Consider the following 15310-nt stretch of genomic DNA (forward strand, 5'->3'; position numbering starts at 1 on the left):
TTTTCTGGAGTGGAGCATGCGTGCAACCTGGGACATTTTCTGCCGTGTGGTCGACAACTACGGTGATGTTGGCATTACCTGGCGACTGGCGCGGCAGTTGGTGGCTGAGCATGGGGCTGCTGTACGTTTATGGGTCGATGACCTCGAGGCTTTTGCCTGCTTGTGTCCGCAGGCCGATGTGCAGGCGTTATGTCAGGCACGACATGGTGTTGAGATACGGCTATGGAACGCTGATTGGCAGGTGGTTGAGCCGGCCGATGTGGTGATTGAAGCATTCGCTTGTGAGTTGCCCGCATCTTACATCGAAGCAATGGCCGGGCGTGGGCGCAAGGTTTTGTGGCTCAATCTTGAGTACCTCAGTGCCGAGGCTTGGGTTGAGGGTTGCCATGGTTTGCCCTCGTTGCAGTCGAATGGGTTGTCGAAGTTTTTCTTTTTCCCAGGATTTACGGCCGGCAGTGGCGGTTTGCTACGTGAGCGCGAGCTGTTGGCGCAGCGGCGAGCTTTTCAGGCCGATGAGGCTGCGCGTCGGATATTTTTACGCAGCTTGGGGGTTGAGTTTGTGGCGGGAGCCCGACTTATTTCTCTGTTTGCTTATGAAAATAACGCGCTGGACGGTTGGCTTGAGGTGTTGGCGAGGGGAGGGCAGCCAACTCAGTTGTTGGTGCCTGAGGGGCGCATCCTCGGTAGTTTACAAGCATGGCTGGGCGGTTCTGCATTAAATGTTGGCGATCGCATTCAGCGCGGTCAGTTGCATGTCCAGGTGCTGCCATTTATGCAGCAGGATCAATACGACCGTTTGTTGTGGTGCTGCGATTTTAATGCGGTGCGCGGCGAAGACTCCTTTGTGCGTGCGCAGTGGGCGGGCCGGCCGCTGCTTTGGCATATTTATCAGCAGGCAGATGATGTGCATCTGGAGAAGCTCGATGCATTTCTGGCTCTTTATAAAGAGGGCCTTTCGGCGGATGCGCAGGTGGCCTTGACCGGGCTGTGGCATGCCTGGAATGGCGGCGGTGCGATGGCGCAAAGCTGGAATCAGTTGCTGCAGAGCTGGCCAGAGCAGCAGGCGCATGCTGAAAAGTGGTGCCTAGAACGGGGCTCTCAGGCTGATCTTGCTACGGCGCTGGTGCAGTTTTATCTAAATTGGCTATGATATGCGGCCAAGAATTCTGTCACTCCATCCAAATCCGGATATTCGTATGAAAACCGCACAAGAAATGAAGCCTAACAGCGTGGCGCTGATCGATGGGCACCCATGGCTGATTCAAAAGGCCGAATTCACCAAGTCCGGCCGTAACAGCGCCATCGTAAAGATGAAGCTGAAGAACCTGATCAACGGTTCCAAGACTGAAACCGTCTACAAAGCTGACGACAAGATGGAACCGGTTATCCTTGAGCGCAAGGAAGTGAACCTGTCCTACATCAGCGGTGAGGACTACGTGTTCATGGATCCGGAGTACAACTCCTATGAACTGCGTGCTGAAGATCTGGAAAGCGTTCTGCCCTTTATTGAAGAAGGCATGACTGACGTCTGCGAAGCGGTGTTCTTCGAAGGTAAAGTGATTTCCGTTGATCTGCCGACCACTATCGTGCGCCAGCTGACTTACACTGAAACTTCCGCTCGTGGCGACACCAGCGGCAAAGTGATGAAGCCGGCCAAGCTGAGCAACGGCACCGAAGTGAAAGTGGCTGATTTCTGTGAAATCGGTGACTGGATTGAAATCGACACTCGTACCGGTGAGTACAAGTCGCGCGCCAAAGCTCCGGCCTAAGCCTGCGTCGACGGCGAATAATTAGTACGCCAGACCGTTCCGTAGTGCTGCAGATTTTTGGCTCAGCAGTACTACGGGCGGTTAATTTAAAAGCTGCATGTTTTGCCCTCTCTTGCTGGCTTCAGCCAGATCAGTTTGCCGTTCTCTACCTTTATCGAAGCCGTTCTTCTTGCCTGCGACTGCGCAGGCGTGTTCATGGCTGTGCCTGATCAAAAAAACGTGAGCATAAAAAAGCGAAGCCTGATGGCTTCGCTTGGGGGGCTATGGTCACGGTTTGCGTGGTACGGGCTTGAGTAGCTCGTCTGGTGGCATTTCGCAGGCGATCTTGCGGCCCAGTAGGGCTTCGATGGCAGGCAAGGCGTAGGCGTCGTCTTCCCCGGCAAAGCTGATCGAGGTGCCGTTGGTGCCAGCGCGCCCCGTGCGGCCAATGCGGTGCACATAATCGTCCGGGGTTTCCGGCAGGGTGAAGTTGATTACGTGGCTGATGGCGTCGACGTGGATGCCACGGCCGGCCACATCGGTGGCAACCATCACGCGGATCTTGCCTTCACGGAAGCCTTCCAGGGCGCGGATACGCTTGTGTTGCGGCACATCGCCGGACATTTGTACGGCGCTGATGCCGTCGCGGGTCAGGCGTTCTTCAATGCGCCGCACTTCATCCTTGCGGTTGGCGAAGACCATCACGCGAATCCAGTCGTTCTGGGTGATCAGGTTGTACAGCAGCTTGTACTTGTCGCTGCCGGCTACGGCGTAGACATGCTGCTCGACGGTGTCGCTGGCAACGTTTTCTGGTTCGATCTCAACGATGGCCGGGTCGGTGGTCCACTGCTTGGCCAGGTTCATCACATCGTCGGTGAAGGTGGCGGAGAACAGCAGCGTCTGGCGTTCGCCCTTCATCGGGGTCTGGCGGATGATCTGGCGGACCTGCGGGATAAAGCCCATGTCGAGCATGCGGTCGGCTTCGTCGAGCACCATCACCTCGACCATGTCCAGGTGCACTTCGCCGCGCTGGTTGAAGTCCAGCAGTCGGCCGGGCGTGGCTACCAGGATGTCGCAGAAACGCGATTCCAGCAGCTTGAGCTGTTTGTCGAAGTCCATGCCGCCGACGAAGCTCATCACATTGAGACCGGTGTATTTTGTCAGGGCGGCGGCGTCTTTGGCGATCTGCACCACCAGCTCGCGGGTGGGCGCAATGATCAGGGCGCGGGGTTCGCCCATATAGCGTTCTTTCGGTGCCGACGTCTGTTGCAGTTGGGTGATGATCGAGATCAGGAAGGCTGCCGTTTTGCCTGTACCGGTCTGGGCTCGGCCAATCGCATCGCGACCGCTGAGGGTGTAACCCAGCACCTGAGCCTGGATCGGTGTGCAATAGGGGAAGCCGAGATCATGGATCGCGTGCATCAGCTCGGGGGAGAGCTTGAAGTCGTGGAAGCGGGTCTTGCCTTCAGCCGGCTCGACGGCAAAGTCTTCCAGCTTCCAGGTATCGACAGGCTTGGCTGGGCGTTCGCGACGCGATTTTGCCGGTTTTCCCTGGCGCGGCGACGGTGTTTCAGTCGTTTCTGTTGCATGCGGTTTGCTGTTGCGACTGTCGTTGTCCGCGTGTGCATCCTGCTTGGCGCGCGGTGCGCTGGGCGTTTCGTGCGGGCTTGCTAGGCTGGGCTGCTCGCCCTCGGCTTTGCCGAATATTTTCTTGAGTGCTTTGAGCACGGTCATCTCATCAATTGGTTAAGGAGTGAACGGACGCCAGTGTAAAGCAAGAAGCCGGCGCGGCGAAGTGCCATGCCGGATTGCGCTCGGTGGCGGGGTTTCAGTTTGTAGGCAGGTTACTCAACAGCAGGCGCTGCACATTACCTCCCATGATGGCTGTAATGTCCGCCCGACTGAACCCAGCCTTGAGCAGGCCTTCGGTTAGTTGCGGCAGGCCGGTAACATCAAATGGTGCATGAATGGTGCCGTTGAAGTCTGAACCCAGCGCTACGTGCTCCACACCGATCAAGCTGGCGGTATAGCGAATGGCGTTGACGATGGCCTCGACCGAGGTGGCGCATACCGCAGCATCCCAGTAACCGATCCCGATGACGCCGCCAGTGGCCGCGATGGCTCTCAGATGCTTGTCGCTGAGGTTGCGCGGGCCTTTGCAGGTACCTTCGACACCGGTGTGGGAAACCAGAACCGGGCGTGTGCTGATGGCCAGTACATCATCGATCAGCGGGCGCGAGGCGTGAGCCAGATCGATCAGCATGGCTTTTTCTTCCAGGCGCTTGATCACGCGTCTACCTAGCGGAGTCAGGCCGCCTTTCTCAAGGCCGTGTGCTGAGCCACCGATTTCGTTATCGAAGAAGTGGGTCAGGCCCGTGATGCGAAAGCCTGCCTCATAGAGCGCGTCGACGTTTTCCAGTTTGCCTTCGATCGGTTGCAGGCCTTCGGTGGCGAGAACTGCCGCGACACGCTGCGGGTCTTTCTGCCAGGCGCTGACAAAGCTGGTGAGGTCGCTTTGGGTTTTGATCAGTACCAGGCGGCCGTTACTGTTGATGCTGGCGTCATTGAGCTTGTGCGCCTGATAGAGCGCACGCTGTAGCAGACTGCTCCAGGTTTCTTTGGGCCAGCGCTGGGCCATCGCCAACATCGTGATGTTGTCGGTGTCGCCGCTGTTACGTTCGTAGTTGATGCCACGCGGCGTTTTGGTCACGGTGGAGAACACCTGCAGGCCGACGCGGCCTTCGAGCATGCGTGGCAGGTCGGAGTGGCCAAAATCGTAGCGCTTGAGCACGTCGCGCTCCCACAGCAGCACGTCGTCATGCAGGTCGGCGATAAACAGCTGTTGATGCAACTGGTTGGCCGACTCGCTGGCGGGATAGGGCGCGGGGGATTCGACGCTGTTCATCTTGCGGTCAAGCAAGGAGGGGAGGGCGAACACGCTGCCTGCAGCGATCAACAGGATTATCAGTAAGGTGATCAGCATTTTGCGCATAGAAGGTGATCCGGGCGTTGTTGTTATGCGCAGCACTTTAGGGGGTGGTTCTGTGTCGTCGCAAGCCGTGATTCGGCGGCGCGTGCTGTTGGGTGGAGCGCGTACCAGCTAATAGCACAGGCAATTGCGCCCTTGTTGCTTGGCTCGATACAAGGCGCAATCGGCGCGGGCGATCAGGCCTTGCAGGCTGTCTTTGGGCTGCATCTGGGCCAGTCCGATTGACATGGTTACACCAGGCAGGACGCCAATGGGGGAGTGGAAGGAGTTGACATGGCGCAGCCCTTGGCACAGACGCTCACCGATTGTGCGGGCTTCGTCGATGGCAATTTCCGGGAGCAGAATGACAAATTCTTCACCGCCATAACGGGTCAGGCTGTCTTTGGGGCGCAGCTGGCTGCGTAATGTATGAGCCACCAGGCACAGTGCGTAGTCGCCAGCAAGATGGCCGTGTTGATCGTTGTAGGCTTTGAAGTGGTCGACGTCGAGCATCAGCATGCACAACGGTTTTTCATTGAAAGCGCTGCGGGTACTTTCGCGTTCGAAGATATGCTCCAGCCAGCGCCGGTTATAGGCGCCGGTCAGGGCATCGATGTTGGCGGTCTGTTCGCTGTCGAGGATGAGCCGGTTGCCCTTGCGTACGCGGTCGCAGAGCAGTTCAAGCAAGTTTTGCATCAGCTCAGGCGATTGCCGGAATAGGTTGAACAAGGATTCACGGTGCAGGCGGAGCACACAGGAGGATTCAGTGGCAACGACATAGGCGGATGGATGTTCATTGTCGATGAAGCTGATTTCGCCAGCACAGTCGCCGACTTTCAGGGTGCTGACAGCTTGGCTGTCGAGGGAGCCAAGGTAGACCTTGAGTTGCCCTTTGAGCAGAACATAGAGGTACTGATTGCGGTTAAACGGTGAGAGGAGGATTTCACCGGCATCCAGATCGCAGGCGCGAAATGCCTTAAGCAGCTGGTTGATGCTGCTGGCGGCGACATTATTGAACAGTCGCATATGACGAAGTTGCTGCAGGTCAGCCTGCCACTTGGCATTTTTCATTGCGCGTGCAGCTGTGGCCGAATTGTCGAACCGATGGGCATCGCTAATGCTCCCTACAAGAAGGGCGAACACCAGCTCTGACCATATTCCGCTGTTTGAGGGCTGACAATCCTTACAGTGGGTGGCGCGACCAATGGTCTACAAAATGAATGGTTGTTCACAAAACTGGCGCGTTCCTTGCGCCATTCGCTGCTAGTGGGTGTGGTGCAGTTCGATGGCGACGGCAAAGCCAGCCAGGCGTTGGGTAACGGCTTCGGCCAGCGCAGCCTGATCTGTGGGCAGGTAGATGTGGGCGACCTGGCCGCGCTTGTCGTCGCTCAGCACCTCCACGCGCAGGTGTGCATCCAGCTCTGTCAGTGCAGCTTGATAGACGCGCGTAATAGCATCAAAGCGCAGCGCCGGTTTGAAGGTTTTACCCACGGCGGTCAGCGGGATTGCGTCGATGACCCAGGCATCCTTGGGTATCGCTGCGCGCTCGGGAATGTGCTCGGCCGCATGGGTCAGCAGTTCGGCTTCGCTGACCTGTATGCCGGGCTTGAGTTGCACGTATACCACTGGCAGCTCGCCGGCTTTCTCATCGGGTTTGCCGACCGCAGCGGCGAGTGCCACGGCGGGGTGCTTGTGCAGCGCGTCCTCGATCATCTGTGGGTCGATATTGTGGCCACCACGGATGATCAGGTCCTTACTGCGCCCGGTCAGCCAGATATAGCCGTCGGCATCCACGCGGCCGAGGTCGCCGGTGTTGAACCAGTCGCCATCGACCCAGATGCCGGCATTCTTGCTGGCCTGCAGGTAGCCCTTGAATACCGTGGCACCGCGGATGCACAGGTTGCCGATTTCATTGTTTGCCGCATCCCTTAAGTAGTTGCCCTGTTCGTCGAGCACCTTAATGCTCACCTCACAATAGGGCATTGGCAGGCCGATGGAGCCAGGGCGGCGTTCGCCAGCGGGTGGGTTGGCGCAGCTGCCGCAGGTGCCTTCCGTGAGGCCGTAGCCTTCGATCAGGGTCAGTCCGGTTTTACTTTCGAACTGGCGGATCAGCTCCACTGGCATCGGTGCCGCGCCGCACAGGGCGTATTTCAGCGAGCTGAGGTCATGGCCTTCGCTCGGCACCTGCAGCAGGCCGGCGTAGATGGTCGGCACGCCGCTGAAGAAGCTGACCTTGTAGCGCTCGATGATTTTCCAGAAGTTGCTGATCAGTGCTGTGTTGCGGTAACCCTGCGGGGTGGCCAGGAGGATTTCGGCGCCGCCGATAAAAGCGGTGAGGCCGGTCACGATCACGCCGTTGACGTGGAACAGGGGCAGGCCGCAGAGGGTGACATCGCCGGGCTCGAAGCGGGTGACCAGGTTCATGCTGTAGGCCATCGCCACTTCGTTGCCATGGCTGTGCGGCGCGAGTTTCGGCGTGCCGGTGGTGCCGCCGGTGTGGAAGTAGCTGGCAATGTCGTCGGGTGCGATGACGCGGCCGCTTTCCAGGTGATCATCCGGGCAGCTGGCGATCAGCACATCGAAATCCAGTACGCCGGCAGGCAAGGCTCCGCGCTGGGCCTTGAGGCCACTGCGCTGCGGTTCTGGCAGCAGATTGGCCATGTCGACGCAGATAATCGCCTTGAGGTTTGGCAGCTGATCGCGCAGGCCTTCGACCTTGGCCCACAGGTCGGTGCCGGGGAAGGGCGCGAGGGTGACCAGCAGTTCGGAGTCGGATGCCTGAATAAGCTCGGCGATATGTTCTGGGTCGAGCAGTGGGTTGATTGCGTTGACGATCCCGGCGGCTTCGCCACCCCAGATGGTGAAGTGGGTGTGCGGCAGGTTGGGCAGCAGGAACGACACCGCCTTACCTGGACGCAGGCCCAGGCGGTAAAAGGCGTTGGCGGTCTGGGTGATCTTGCCCAGCAGTTGGCGGTAGCTCAGGCGATATGCCGGCTCGTCCACGTTGCCCTGCAGGATGAAGGACAACGCCGGCGCGTCACCCAGTTGCGCTGCACTGCGACGGATCAGCTCATAGGTACTGGTAGGCAGGTCGCGCTCTGCCAGCGGAGTTTGCTCGATCAGTTGGATATCGTGCTGGGTCTTGATTTCAGGGGTGACAGGCATATTTTCACTCGCAGGCAGTCAGCTGGTGAGCTGTTGCTCCAGCCAGTCGGCGATGTCGCGGATTTCCTCATTTACCACTTCGTGGCCCATCGGGTAATCACGCCATTGCACGCTGACGCCAGAGGCACTCAGGTAGTCATGGGCTGCGCGGCCCATGGCCGGCAACACGATGTCATCGAATGTGCCATGCAAACACAGGACTGGCAGTTGTTTTTTTGTATCTGCCAGGCGGATTTCGTCACTGAAGGTCGGCGCATAGGTCGATAGGGCCATGACCCCACCGAGGTCAAATTGCCAGCGCAGGAAGGCGGTGTGCAGCACCACCGCGCCACCCTGGGAGAAGCCCGCGAGGACGATACGCGCTGGGTCAATACCGCTGTCGCGCTGCGCTTCGATCAGTGCGATCACTTGTTGCGCCGAGGCTTCCAGCTGTTCACGGTTGATCGCTCGGGCCGGGCTCATGGCCAGAATGTCGTACCAACTGGGCATGGCATAACCGCCGTTGATGGTCACCGCCTGGGTCGGCGCTTGCGGCAGAACGAAGCGGGTACTGTGCAAACGCTTCTGCAGAGCCTCGGCAACCGGCATAAAGTCGTAACGGTCTGCCCCTAGGCCGTGCAACCAAATGACGCACGAATCAGCTGCAAGTGTGGGTTGAAGAATCAAGGGTTCGCTCATCTGAAGCTCCGTTGTGGTGCGCTTGCGCCGATTTGGTGCGTGACTACATTTTAGGGGTGGTGATTCTAGAAAGAAGTTGTCGCCAGGGTGCAAGATTTGCTCTTGACCTCTCCGTATGGTGCTCCTGGCGTGGTGCTGGTACGGGCCTTGCTATGCACCTCAGGGGCTGATGACGTTGTCCGCCGGTGGTAACACTGCCACCTGATCGGACGCGCAGCAGACTGAAACGCCTTGTACCAGGCTTTTCAACCGGTTCGCCAGGTGCTGCATGCTGTGCGACAAGTCACTTGCTATCTGTCTCTGGCCCATTCAAATAATGGGCGGGTACGAGTTTATGGCCGCTGGAGCAATCGGCAACTAGACTCGACCAAGGTCTGAATCCCGGCTGATTGTGTTGCTGCCGACACAGTCAACGCGCCCCATAAGGGTACGGTGCTAGGGCCGAGACTCCAAACACAACAAAAGCAACTGGAGGTTTTAATGAAGATGGTGAAATCCACACTGGCAGTACTGACCACCGCCGCTGTTCTCGGTGTCAGCAGTTTTGCTCAAGCAGGCGCTACGCTGGACGCAATCCAGAAGAAAGGTTTTGTTCAGTGCGGTATCAGCGATGGTCTGCCTGGCTTCTCCTATGCCGATGAGAAGGGTAACTACCTGGGGCTCGACGTTGATGTATGCCGTGCCGTTGCTGCTGCAGTATTCGGTGACGCGACCAAGGTCAAATACAGCCCGCTGACCGCCAAGGAGCGCTTCACTGCGCTGCAATCCGGTGAAGTCGACATCCTCTCGCGTAATACCACCTGGACCAGCTCGCGTGATTCGGGCCTGGGCCTGAACTTTGCCGGCGTCAACTACTACGACGGTCAAGGTTTCCTGGTTAACAAGAAGCTCGGCGTTTCCAGTGCTAAAGAACTCGATGGCGCAACTGTCTGCATCCAGGCAGGTACCACCACCGAGCTGAACCTCTCCGACTACTTCCGCGCCAACGGCCTGAAGTACACCCCGATCACCTACGATACCTCTGATGAGAGCGCCAAGTCGGTTGAAGCAGGCCGTTGCGACGTGCTGACGTCCGACCAGTCGCAGCTGTATGCACAGCGTATCAAGCTGGCTGATCCGGATTCCTACGTGGTACTGCCGGAAGTGATCTCGAAAGAGCCGCTGGGCCCGGTCGTACGCCAGGGTGACGAAGAGTGGTTCGACATCGTGCGCTGGTCGCTCTACGCCATGATTAACGCTGAAGAGCTGGGTGTGACTTCAGCCAATGTTGAAGAACAAGCCAAATCCACCAAGAACCCCGACGTAGCACGTCTGCTCGGCGCTGAAGGTGAATTCGGCAAAGATCTGAAACTGCCGAAAGACTGGGCCGTAAAGATCGTCAAGCAAGTGGGTAACTACGGCGAAAGCTTCGAGCGCAACGTCGGTACCGGCAGCGAGCTGAAGATCGAACGTGGCCTCAACGCCCTGTGGAACAAGGGTGGTCTGCAGTACGCACCGCCGGTGCGCTGACCGTCCGCTGCCAGCCACTCGTCCTGAGTGGCTGGCATTGTTCTGATTGATGTGAACCTCATGCCCGCTAATGCGGGCATGAGGGTTCCAAGAGGGCTCCTATGCAAACCACTGCAAATGTCCCGCGCCCAGGTGGATCGGTTTGGACCGACCCCAAGGCGCGTGCCTGGCTATTTCAAATTCTTGCCGTTATCGCCGTTGTGGCGCTCGGCTGGTTCCTGTTTGACAACACCCAGACCAACCTGGAAAAACGCGGCATCACGTCCGGCTTTTCCTTTCTCAACAACAGCGCCGGTTTCGGCATTGCCCAGCACCTGATCGACTACAACGAAAGCAACTCTTACGGGCGTGTTTTCGTGGTGGGTTTGCTCAACACCCTGCTGGTGTCGGTGATTGGTATTGTCCTGGCGACGCTGTTGGGGTTTCTGCTCGGAGTGGCGCGTCTGTCGCCCAATTGGCTGGTCAGCAAGCTGGCCACCGTGTACATCGAAACCTTCCGTAATATCCCGCCACTGCTGCAAATCTTCTTCTGGTACTTCGCGGTGATGCTCGCCTTGCCGGGACCACGGCAGAGCCTGGGCGTGGGTGAAACGTTCTTCCTCAACAGCCGTGGCCTGTATATGCCGGCCCCTAGCCCGACCGACAGCTTTGCGCTGTTTGCTGGCGCGGTGATCGTGGCGATCATCGGCGTGGTGCTGTTGTCGCGCTGGTCGAAGGCGCGCTTCGAGGCCACCGGCCAGTTGTTCCCGGTATCGCTGGGGGCGATTCCGCTGCTGATCGGCCTGCCAGGTCTGGCGATTTTGCTGGGCGGCAACCCGCTGCAATGGAGTGTGCCGGAATTGACCGGTTTCAACTTCAAAGGCGGCTGGGTGCTCATCCCTGAGCTGATGGCATTGACCCTGGCGTTGACCATTTACACTGCCGCCTTTATCGCCGAGAACGTACGCTCCGGGATCATGGCCGTCAGTCACGGGCAGACCGAGGCGGCGCGCTCTCTGGGCCTGCCTGCCGGCAAGACGCTGCGTCTGGTGATCATTCCGCAGGCGCTGCGGGTCATCATTCCGCCGCTGACCAGCCAATACCTCAATCTGGCAAAAAACTCTTCGCTGGCGGCCGGTATCGGTTATCCGGACATGGTGTCGCTGTTTGCCGGCACGGTGCTCAATCAGACCGGTCAGGCCATTGAGGTGATTGCTATCACCATGAGTGTGTACCTGGCGATCAGTATCAGCATTTCCATGCTGATGAACTGGTACAACAAGCGCATTGCGCTGATCGAGCGGTAAGGGGCAGCCATGCAAACTCATACATTCAAACCTGATCTCCCGCCACCCGCGCTCAGCGTCGGGGTGGTCGGCTGGCTGCGTGCCAACCTGTTCTCCAGCTGGTTCAACACGCTGCTGACGTTGTTCGCGGTCTATCTGGTCTGGCTGATGCTGCCGCCGCTGATTCAGTGGGCGTTTATCAACGCTGACTGGACGGGCACTACCCGTGCCGATTGCACCAGCGGTGGGGCCTGTTGGGTCTTTGTGCAGCAACGCTTTGGCCAGTTCATGTACGGTTTCTACCCCAGCGAGCTGCGCTGGCGAGTAGACACCACGCTGTGGCTGGCGATCATCGGTGCTGCACCGCTGTTCGTGCCGCTTATGCCACGTAAGGCGCTGTACGGCCTGGGCTTCCTGGTGGTTTATCCGCTGTTGGCCTTCTGGTTGCTGCACGGTGGTTTCTTCGGTATGTCGACCGTGTCGACCAGCCAGTGGGGCGGCCTGATGCTGACCCTGGTGATCGCTGCTGTGGGTATTGCCGGGGCTTTGCCGCTGGGCATTCTGCTGGCGCTGGGGCGGCGTTCGGACATGCCGGCAATCCGCGTGATCTGCGTGACCTTCATCGAGTTCTGGCGTGGCGTGCCGTTGATCACCGTGCTGTTCATGTCCTCGGTGATGCTGCCGCTGTTCCTGCCGGAGGGCCTGTCCTTTGACAAGCTGATGCGTGCGCTGATCGGGGTGATCCTGTTCCAGTCAGCCTATATCGCCGAAGTGGTACGCGGTGGCCTGCAGGCCATTCCCAAGGGCCAGTATGAAGCCGCTGCGGCCATGGGCCTGGGCTACTGGCGGATGATGGGCCTGGTGATTCTGCCGCAAGCCCTGAAACTGGTGATCCCTGGCATCGTCAACACCTTTATTGCGCTGTTCAAGGACACCAGCCTGGTGATCATCATCGGCCTGTTCGACCTGCTTAACAGCATCAAGCAAGCCACCACCGATCCGGCTTGGCTGGGCATGGCCACTGAAGGCTATGTTTTTGCCGCGCTGATTTTCTGGATTTTCTGTTTTGGTATGTCCCGCTACTCCCAGCATCTGGAGCGCAAGCTGGACACCGGCCACAAGCGTTAGGAGTGAGTTATGAGTGAAGCCAACAAGCAACCCAGCGCCGAGCCGATGATCTTGCTGCAGGGCGTGAACAAGTGGTACGGGCAGTTCCATGTGCTCAAGGACATCAACCTGAGCGTGCAGCCGGGTGAGCGGATCGTGTTGTGCGGGCCATCAGGCTCGGGCAAATCGACCACCATCCGTTGCATCAATCGTCTGGAAGAACATCAGCAGGGGCGCATCGTGGTCGATGGCACTGAGCTGACCCAAGACCTCAAGCACATTGAAGCGGTGCGCCGCGAGGTTGGCATGGTGTTCCAACACTTCAACCTGTTCCCACACCTGACTGTGCTGCAGAACTGCACCCTGGCGCCCATGTGGGTGCGCAAGATGCCTAAGCGTCAGGCAGAAGAGATTGCCATGCACTTTCTTGAGCGAGTGCGCATTCCGGAGCAGGCCCATAAGTACCCAGGGCAACTCTCTGGCGGTCAGCAGCAGCGTGTGGCGATTGCCCGTGCGCTGTGCATGAAACCCAAAATCATGCTGTTTGACGAGCCGACCTCGGCCCTCGATCCGGAAATGGTCAAGGAAGTGCTGGATACCATGATCGGCCTGGCCGAAGACGGTATGACCATGCTCTGCGTAACCCACGAAATGGGCTTCGCCCGGACGGTGGCGAACCGGGTGATCTTTATGGACAAGGGTGAGATCGTGGAGCAGAACGAGCCCAACGCCTTCTTCACCAATCCGCAGAACGAGCGCACCAAGCTGTTCCTCAGCCAGATCATTCACTGAGTTTCAGCCGCAATACAAAGGGAGCCTTAGGGCTCCCTTTTTCTTTGCGTAAAGTTTGTGCGCTTAGAGTCTGTTTCAGCGCTTGCGAGCTGGAACCAAACACGGCGCTACGTAGGTAAAAGTCTTTAGCTGTTACTGCGTTGCAAGGCCGTTTGGCCAGCGCGCAGCAGATCCAAGACGGGCTCTTATTTGCTTTGCGGCCATAGGCGTAATGGCTTGCCTTCGGCGGGCCACAGCTGCAGTTGCTCGGTGGCGGAGAAGTCCCAGCGCTCTACCTTGCTCAGGCTGTCGAGAAAGCGCGCTTCCTGCTCCATCAGCGCCGGTGCGCACAGCTTGCGGGTGCTGCCGGCGGCGCTGAAGCTGAGCTTGTCGCCCTCCAGGGTGTAGCCGGCAAACCAGTGGTTGCAGCCGGCGTTGCCATAGGCGCGGCCGTCGTCACCAAGGGTGATAGTCAGATGACTGCGGTCGATCAGTGGACGTTCGCCGATCCATTCCACCTGGTAGCTGTGCTCGGTTTCCAGCTGCGGTGCGGATGTGGCGCAGCCCACGAGACCGGCAGCCAGCAGGCTGATAGTCAGTACGCGTTTCATATAGCCTCCTTGTTGATGCATTTCGGGCACAGGTGCTTGGCGTTTTTCGATTGCCAGCCCAGTTCCTTGATTCGCGCTTCGGCGGCTGGTGCCTGGGCCTTTTTGCCAAGAGCGGCGTCGACGGCGAACTCGAAGTCCAGCTGCGTATTGCAGCTGTCGCAGTTGGCCTGCCAATTGAAGATCGCCAGTTCCTTGAAGGCCGGGCCGGTGGCCACGGCGACCCACTGGCCACGCGGGTTGATCAGGTGACGAACCTTGTCGGCCAGCAGGCGCATGGACAGCTCACGGCTACCCTTGAGAGTGACCAGCAGGGTGTCACCGCTCTGGATTGAGCCGCCATTGCCGGTCACTTGATAACGGCCCGGTGCCAGCGCGCGGCATTCGATCAGGGTGTGCTCGGGGTTGAGCAGGTTGTAGCGAAAATCGTGTTCAGCCATGGGTCCTCCAAATGGACGCAAATGCTATCACGCAGTGGCGTGCACCAGATTGATTGGTGTATTGGCCAGCCAGGCGGCGATATTGTCGCGGGTGGTGCTGGCGATCGCGGCCAATGCTTCGTGGGTGAGAAAACCCTGGTGCGCAGTAATCAGCACATTGGGGAAGCTCAGCAGGCGCGCCAGCACATCATCCTGCAGGGGCTGTTCGGAGCGATCCTCGAAGAACAGCTCGGCTTCCTCCTCATAGACATCCAGGCCCAGATAGCCCAGTTGCCCGCTTTTCAGCGCGCCGATCAGCGCCGGGGTATCGATCAGGGCACCGCGCCCGGTATTGATCAGCATCGCGCCGCGCTGCATCTGCTGCAATCGCGCGGCGTTGATCAGGTGGTGGGTAGCGGGGGTGAGCGGGCAGTGCAGGCTGATGATGTCGCTGCCTTCCAGCAGCTGATCCAGCCCGACCTGCTGCGCGCCGGCAGGTAGCTCGGCGATAGGCGTTGGATCATGGATCAGCAACTGGCAGCCGAAGCCGGCCATGATCCGCGCAAAGGTCAGTCCGATCTGTCCGGCACCGATAATGCCGACCTGTTTGCCGTGCAGATCGAAGCCAATCAGCCCGTGCAGGGAGAAGTCGCCCTCGCGGGTGCGGTTGAAGGCGCGGTGAGTACGCCGGTTAAGGGTCATGATCAGCGCCAGGGCATGTTCGGCGATGGCGTGTGGTGAATAAGCCGCTACTCGTACCACAGTGAGCCCGAGCGCGCGCGCGGCGTGCAGGTCGACATGGTTGTAGCCGGCCGAGCGCAAAGCAATCAGCCGTGTACCGCCAGCGGCCAGTTGCTGCAGTACGGCGGCGCTGAGGTCGTCATTGATAAAGGCGCAAACCACTTCGTAACCGGCGGCCAGGCCGGCGCTGTCCTGGCGCAGGCGTGCTTCCTGAAAACTCAGCTGCCAGTCGCACGGGAAACCCGCTGCACTAAAGCTCTGTTGGTCGTAAGGCTTGCTGCTGAACAGGAGGATGCGCATGGGGCTCCTTGACGTCTGGTTTCGCAGCGCC

General features: G+C 59.0%; 14 protein-coding genes. 6 read left to right on the forward strand and 8 right to left on the reverse strand.

What is annotated here, in order from left to right; genetic code table 11:
- Positions 1-16 precede the first annotated feature (16 nt).
- A complete protein-coding gene (gene earP / locus OU997_RS16240; protein ID WP_267807549.1) occupies positions 17-1150 on the forward strand; it encodes an elongation factor P maturation arginine rhamnosyltransferase EarP in 1134 nt (377 codons plus the stop codon).
- Positions 1151-1196: 46 nt separating this feature from the next.
- Entirely contained in the window at positions 1197-1769 is a 573-nt protein-coding gene (gene efp, locus OU997_RS16245; RefSeq protein WP_267807551.1) for an elongation factor P, read from the forward strand.
- A 267-nt stretch (positions 1770-2036) separates the two neighbouring features.
- Here efp and rhlB read toward each other — a convergent pair whose 3' ends face one another.
- The 5 genes from rhlB to OU997_RS16270 all read right to left on the reverse strand — a co-directional run bounded on the left by rhlB (position 2037) and on the right by OU997_RS16270 (position 8559).
- Complete coding sequence (rhlB, locus tag OU997_RS16250; protein ID WP_108488088.1) at positions 2037-3476, reverse strand: ATP-dependent RNA helicase RhlB; 1440 nt, start codon at positions 3474-3476, stop codon at positions 2037-2039.
- 100 nt (positions 3477-3576) lie between these two features.
- Positions 3577-4740, reverse strand: coding sequence for a dipeptidase (locus tag OU997_RS16255; protein ID WP_267807553.1), 1164 nt, complete (start codon positions 4738-4740; stop codon positions 3577-3579).
- A gap of 108 nt (positions 4741-4848) precedes the next feature.
- The gene (locus tag OU997_RS16260) at positions 4849-5787 is read right to left on the reverse strand and encodes a GGDEF domain-containing protein (RefSeq protein WP_108488042.1); all 939 of its coding nucleotides are present in this window, start codon (positions 5785-5787) and stop codon (positions 4849-4851) included.
- Positions 5788-5979: 192 nt separating this feature from the next.
- A complete protein-coding gene (locus OU997_RS16265) occupies positions 5980-7881 on the reverse strand; it encodes an acyl-CoA synthetase (RefSeq protein WP_267807554.1) in 1902 nt (633 codons plus the stop codon).
- 18 nt (positions 7882-7899) lie between these two features.
- Entirely contained in the window at positions 7900-8559 is a 660-nt protein-coding gene (locus OU997_RS16270) for an alpha/beta hydrolase (RefSeq protein ID WP_108488040.1), read from the reverse strand.
- 480 nt (positions 8560-9039) lie between these two features.
- Here OU997_RS16270 and OU997_RS16275 point away from each other — a divergent pair, with 480 nt between their 5' ends.
- The 4 genes from OU997_RS16275 (at position 9040) to OU997_RS16290 (ending at position 13232) form a co-directional block, all read left to right on the forward strand.
- Positions 9040-10068, forward strand: a complete 1029-nt coding sequence (locus OU997_RS16275) for an amino acid ABC transporter substrate-binding protein (RefSeq protein ID WP_108488039.1) — start codon at positions 9040-9042, stop codon at positions 10066-10068.
- Between the two features lie 101 nt (positions 10069-10169).
- Positions 10170-11354 carry an amino acid ABC transporter permease gene (locus tag OU997_RS16280; protein WP_108488038.1) on the forward strand — a complete coding sequence of 395 codons (1185 nt, stop codon included), beginning with the start codon at positions 10170-10172 and terminating at the stop codon, positions 11352-11354.
- A 9-nt stretch (positions 11355-11363) separates the two neighbouring features.
- Positions 11364-12461: an amino acid ABC transporter permease gene (locus tag OU997_RS16285; RefSeq protein ID WP_108488037.1), complete on the forward strand. Its 1098-nt coding sequence runs from the start codon at positions 11364-11366 to the stop codon at positions 12459-12461.
- A 9-nt stretch (positions 12462-12470) separates the two neighbouring features.
- Complete coding sequence (locus OU997_RS16290) at positions 12471-13232, forward strand: amino acid ABC transporter ATP-binding protein (RefSeq protein WP_108488036.1); 762 nt, start codon at positions 12471-12473, stop codon at positions 13230-13232.
- Between the two features lie 185 nt (positions 13233-13417).
- On the opposite strand, the gene OU997_RS16295 is transcribed toward OU997_RS16290, so the two are convergent.
- Genes OU997_RS16295 through OU997_RS16305 form a run of 3 tightly spaced genes read right to left on the reverse strand, consistent with a single transcriptional unit; the run spans position 13418 to position 15279 of the window.
- Positions 13418-13822: an META domain-containing protein gene (locus tag OU997_RS16295; protein ID WP_108488035.1), complete on the reverse strand. Its 405-nt coding sequence runs from the start codon at positions 13820-13822 to the stop codon at positions 13418-13420.
- Entirely contained in the window at positions 13819-14259 is a 441-nt protein-coding gene (locus OU997_RS16300) for a hypothetical protein (protein ID WP_108488034.1), read from the reverse strand. Before OU997_RS16300 ends, OU997_RS16295 begins: the two co-directional genes overlap by 4 nt.
- A 27-nt stretch (positions 14260-14286) precedes the next feature.
- A complete protein-coding gene (locus OU997_RS16305; RefSeq protein ID WP_267807558.1) occupies positions 14287-15279 on the reverse strand; it encodes a 2-hydroxyacid dehydrogenase in 993 nt (330 codons plus the stop codon).
- Between the last annotated feature and the right edge of the window lie 31 nt (positions 15280-15310).

This window comes from Pseudomonas sp. SL4(2022), assembly GCF_026625725.1.
GTDB lineage: Bacteria > Pseudomonadota > Gammaproteobacteria > Pseudomonadales > Pseudomonadaceae > Aquipseudomonas.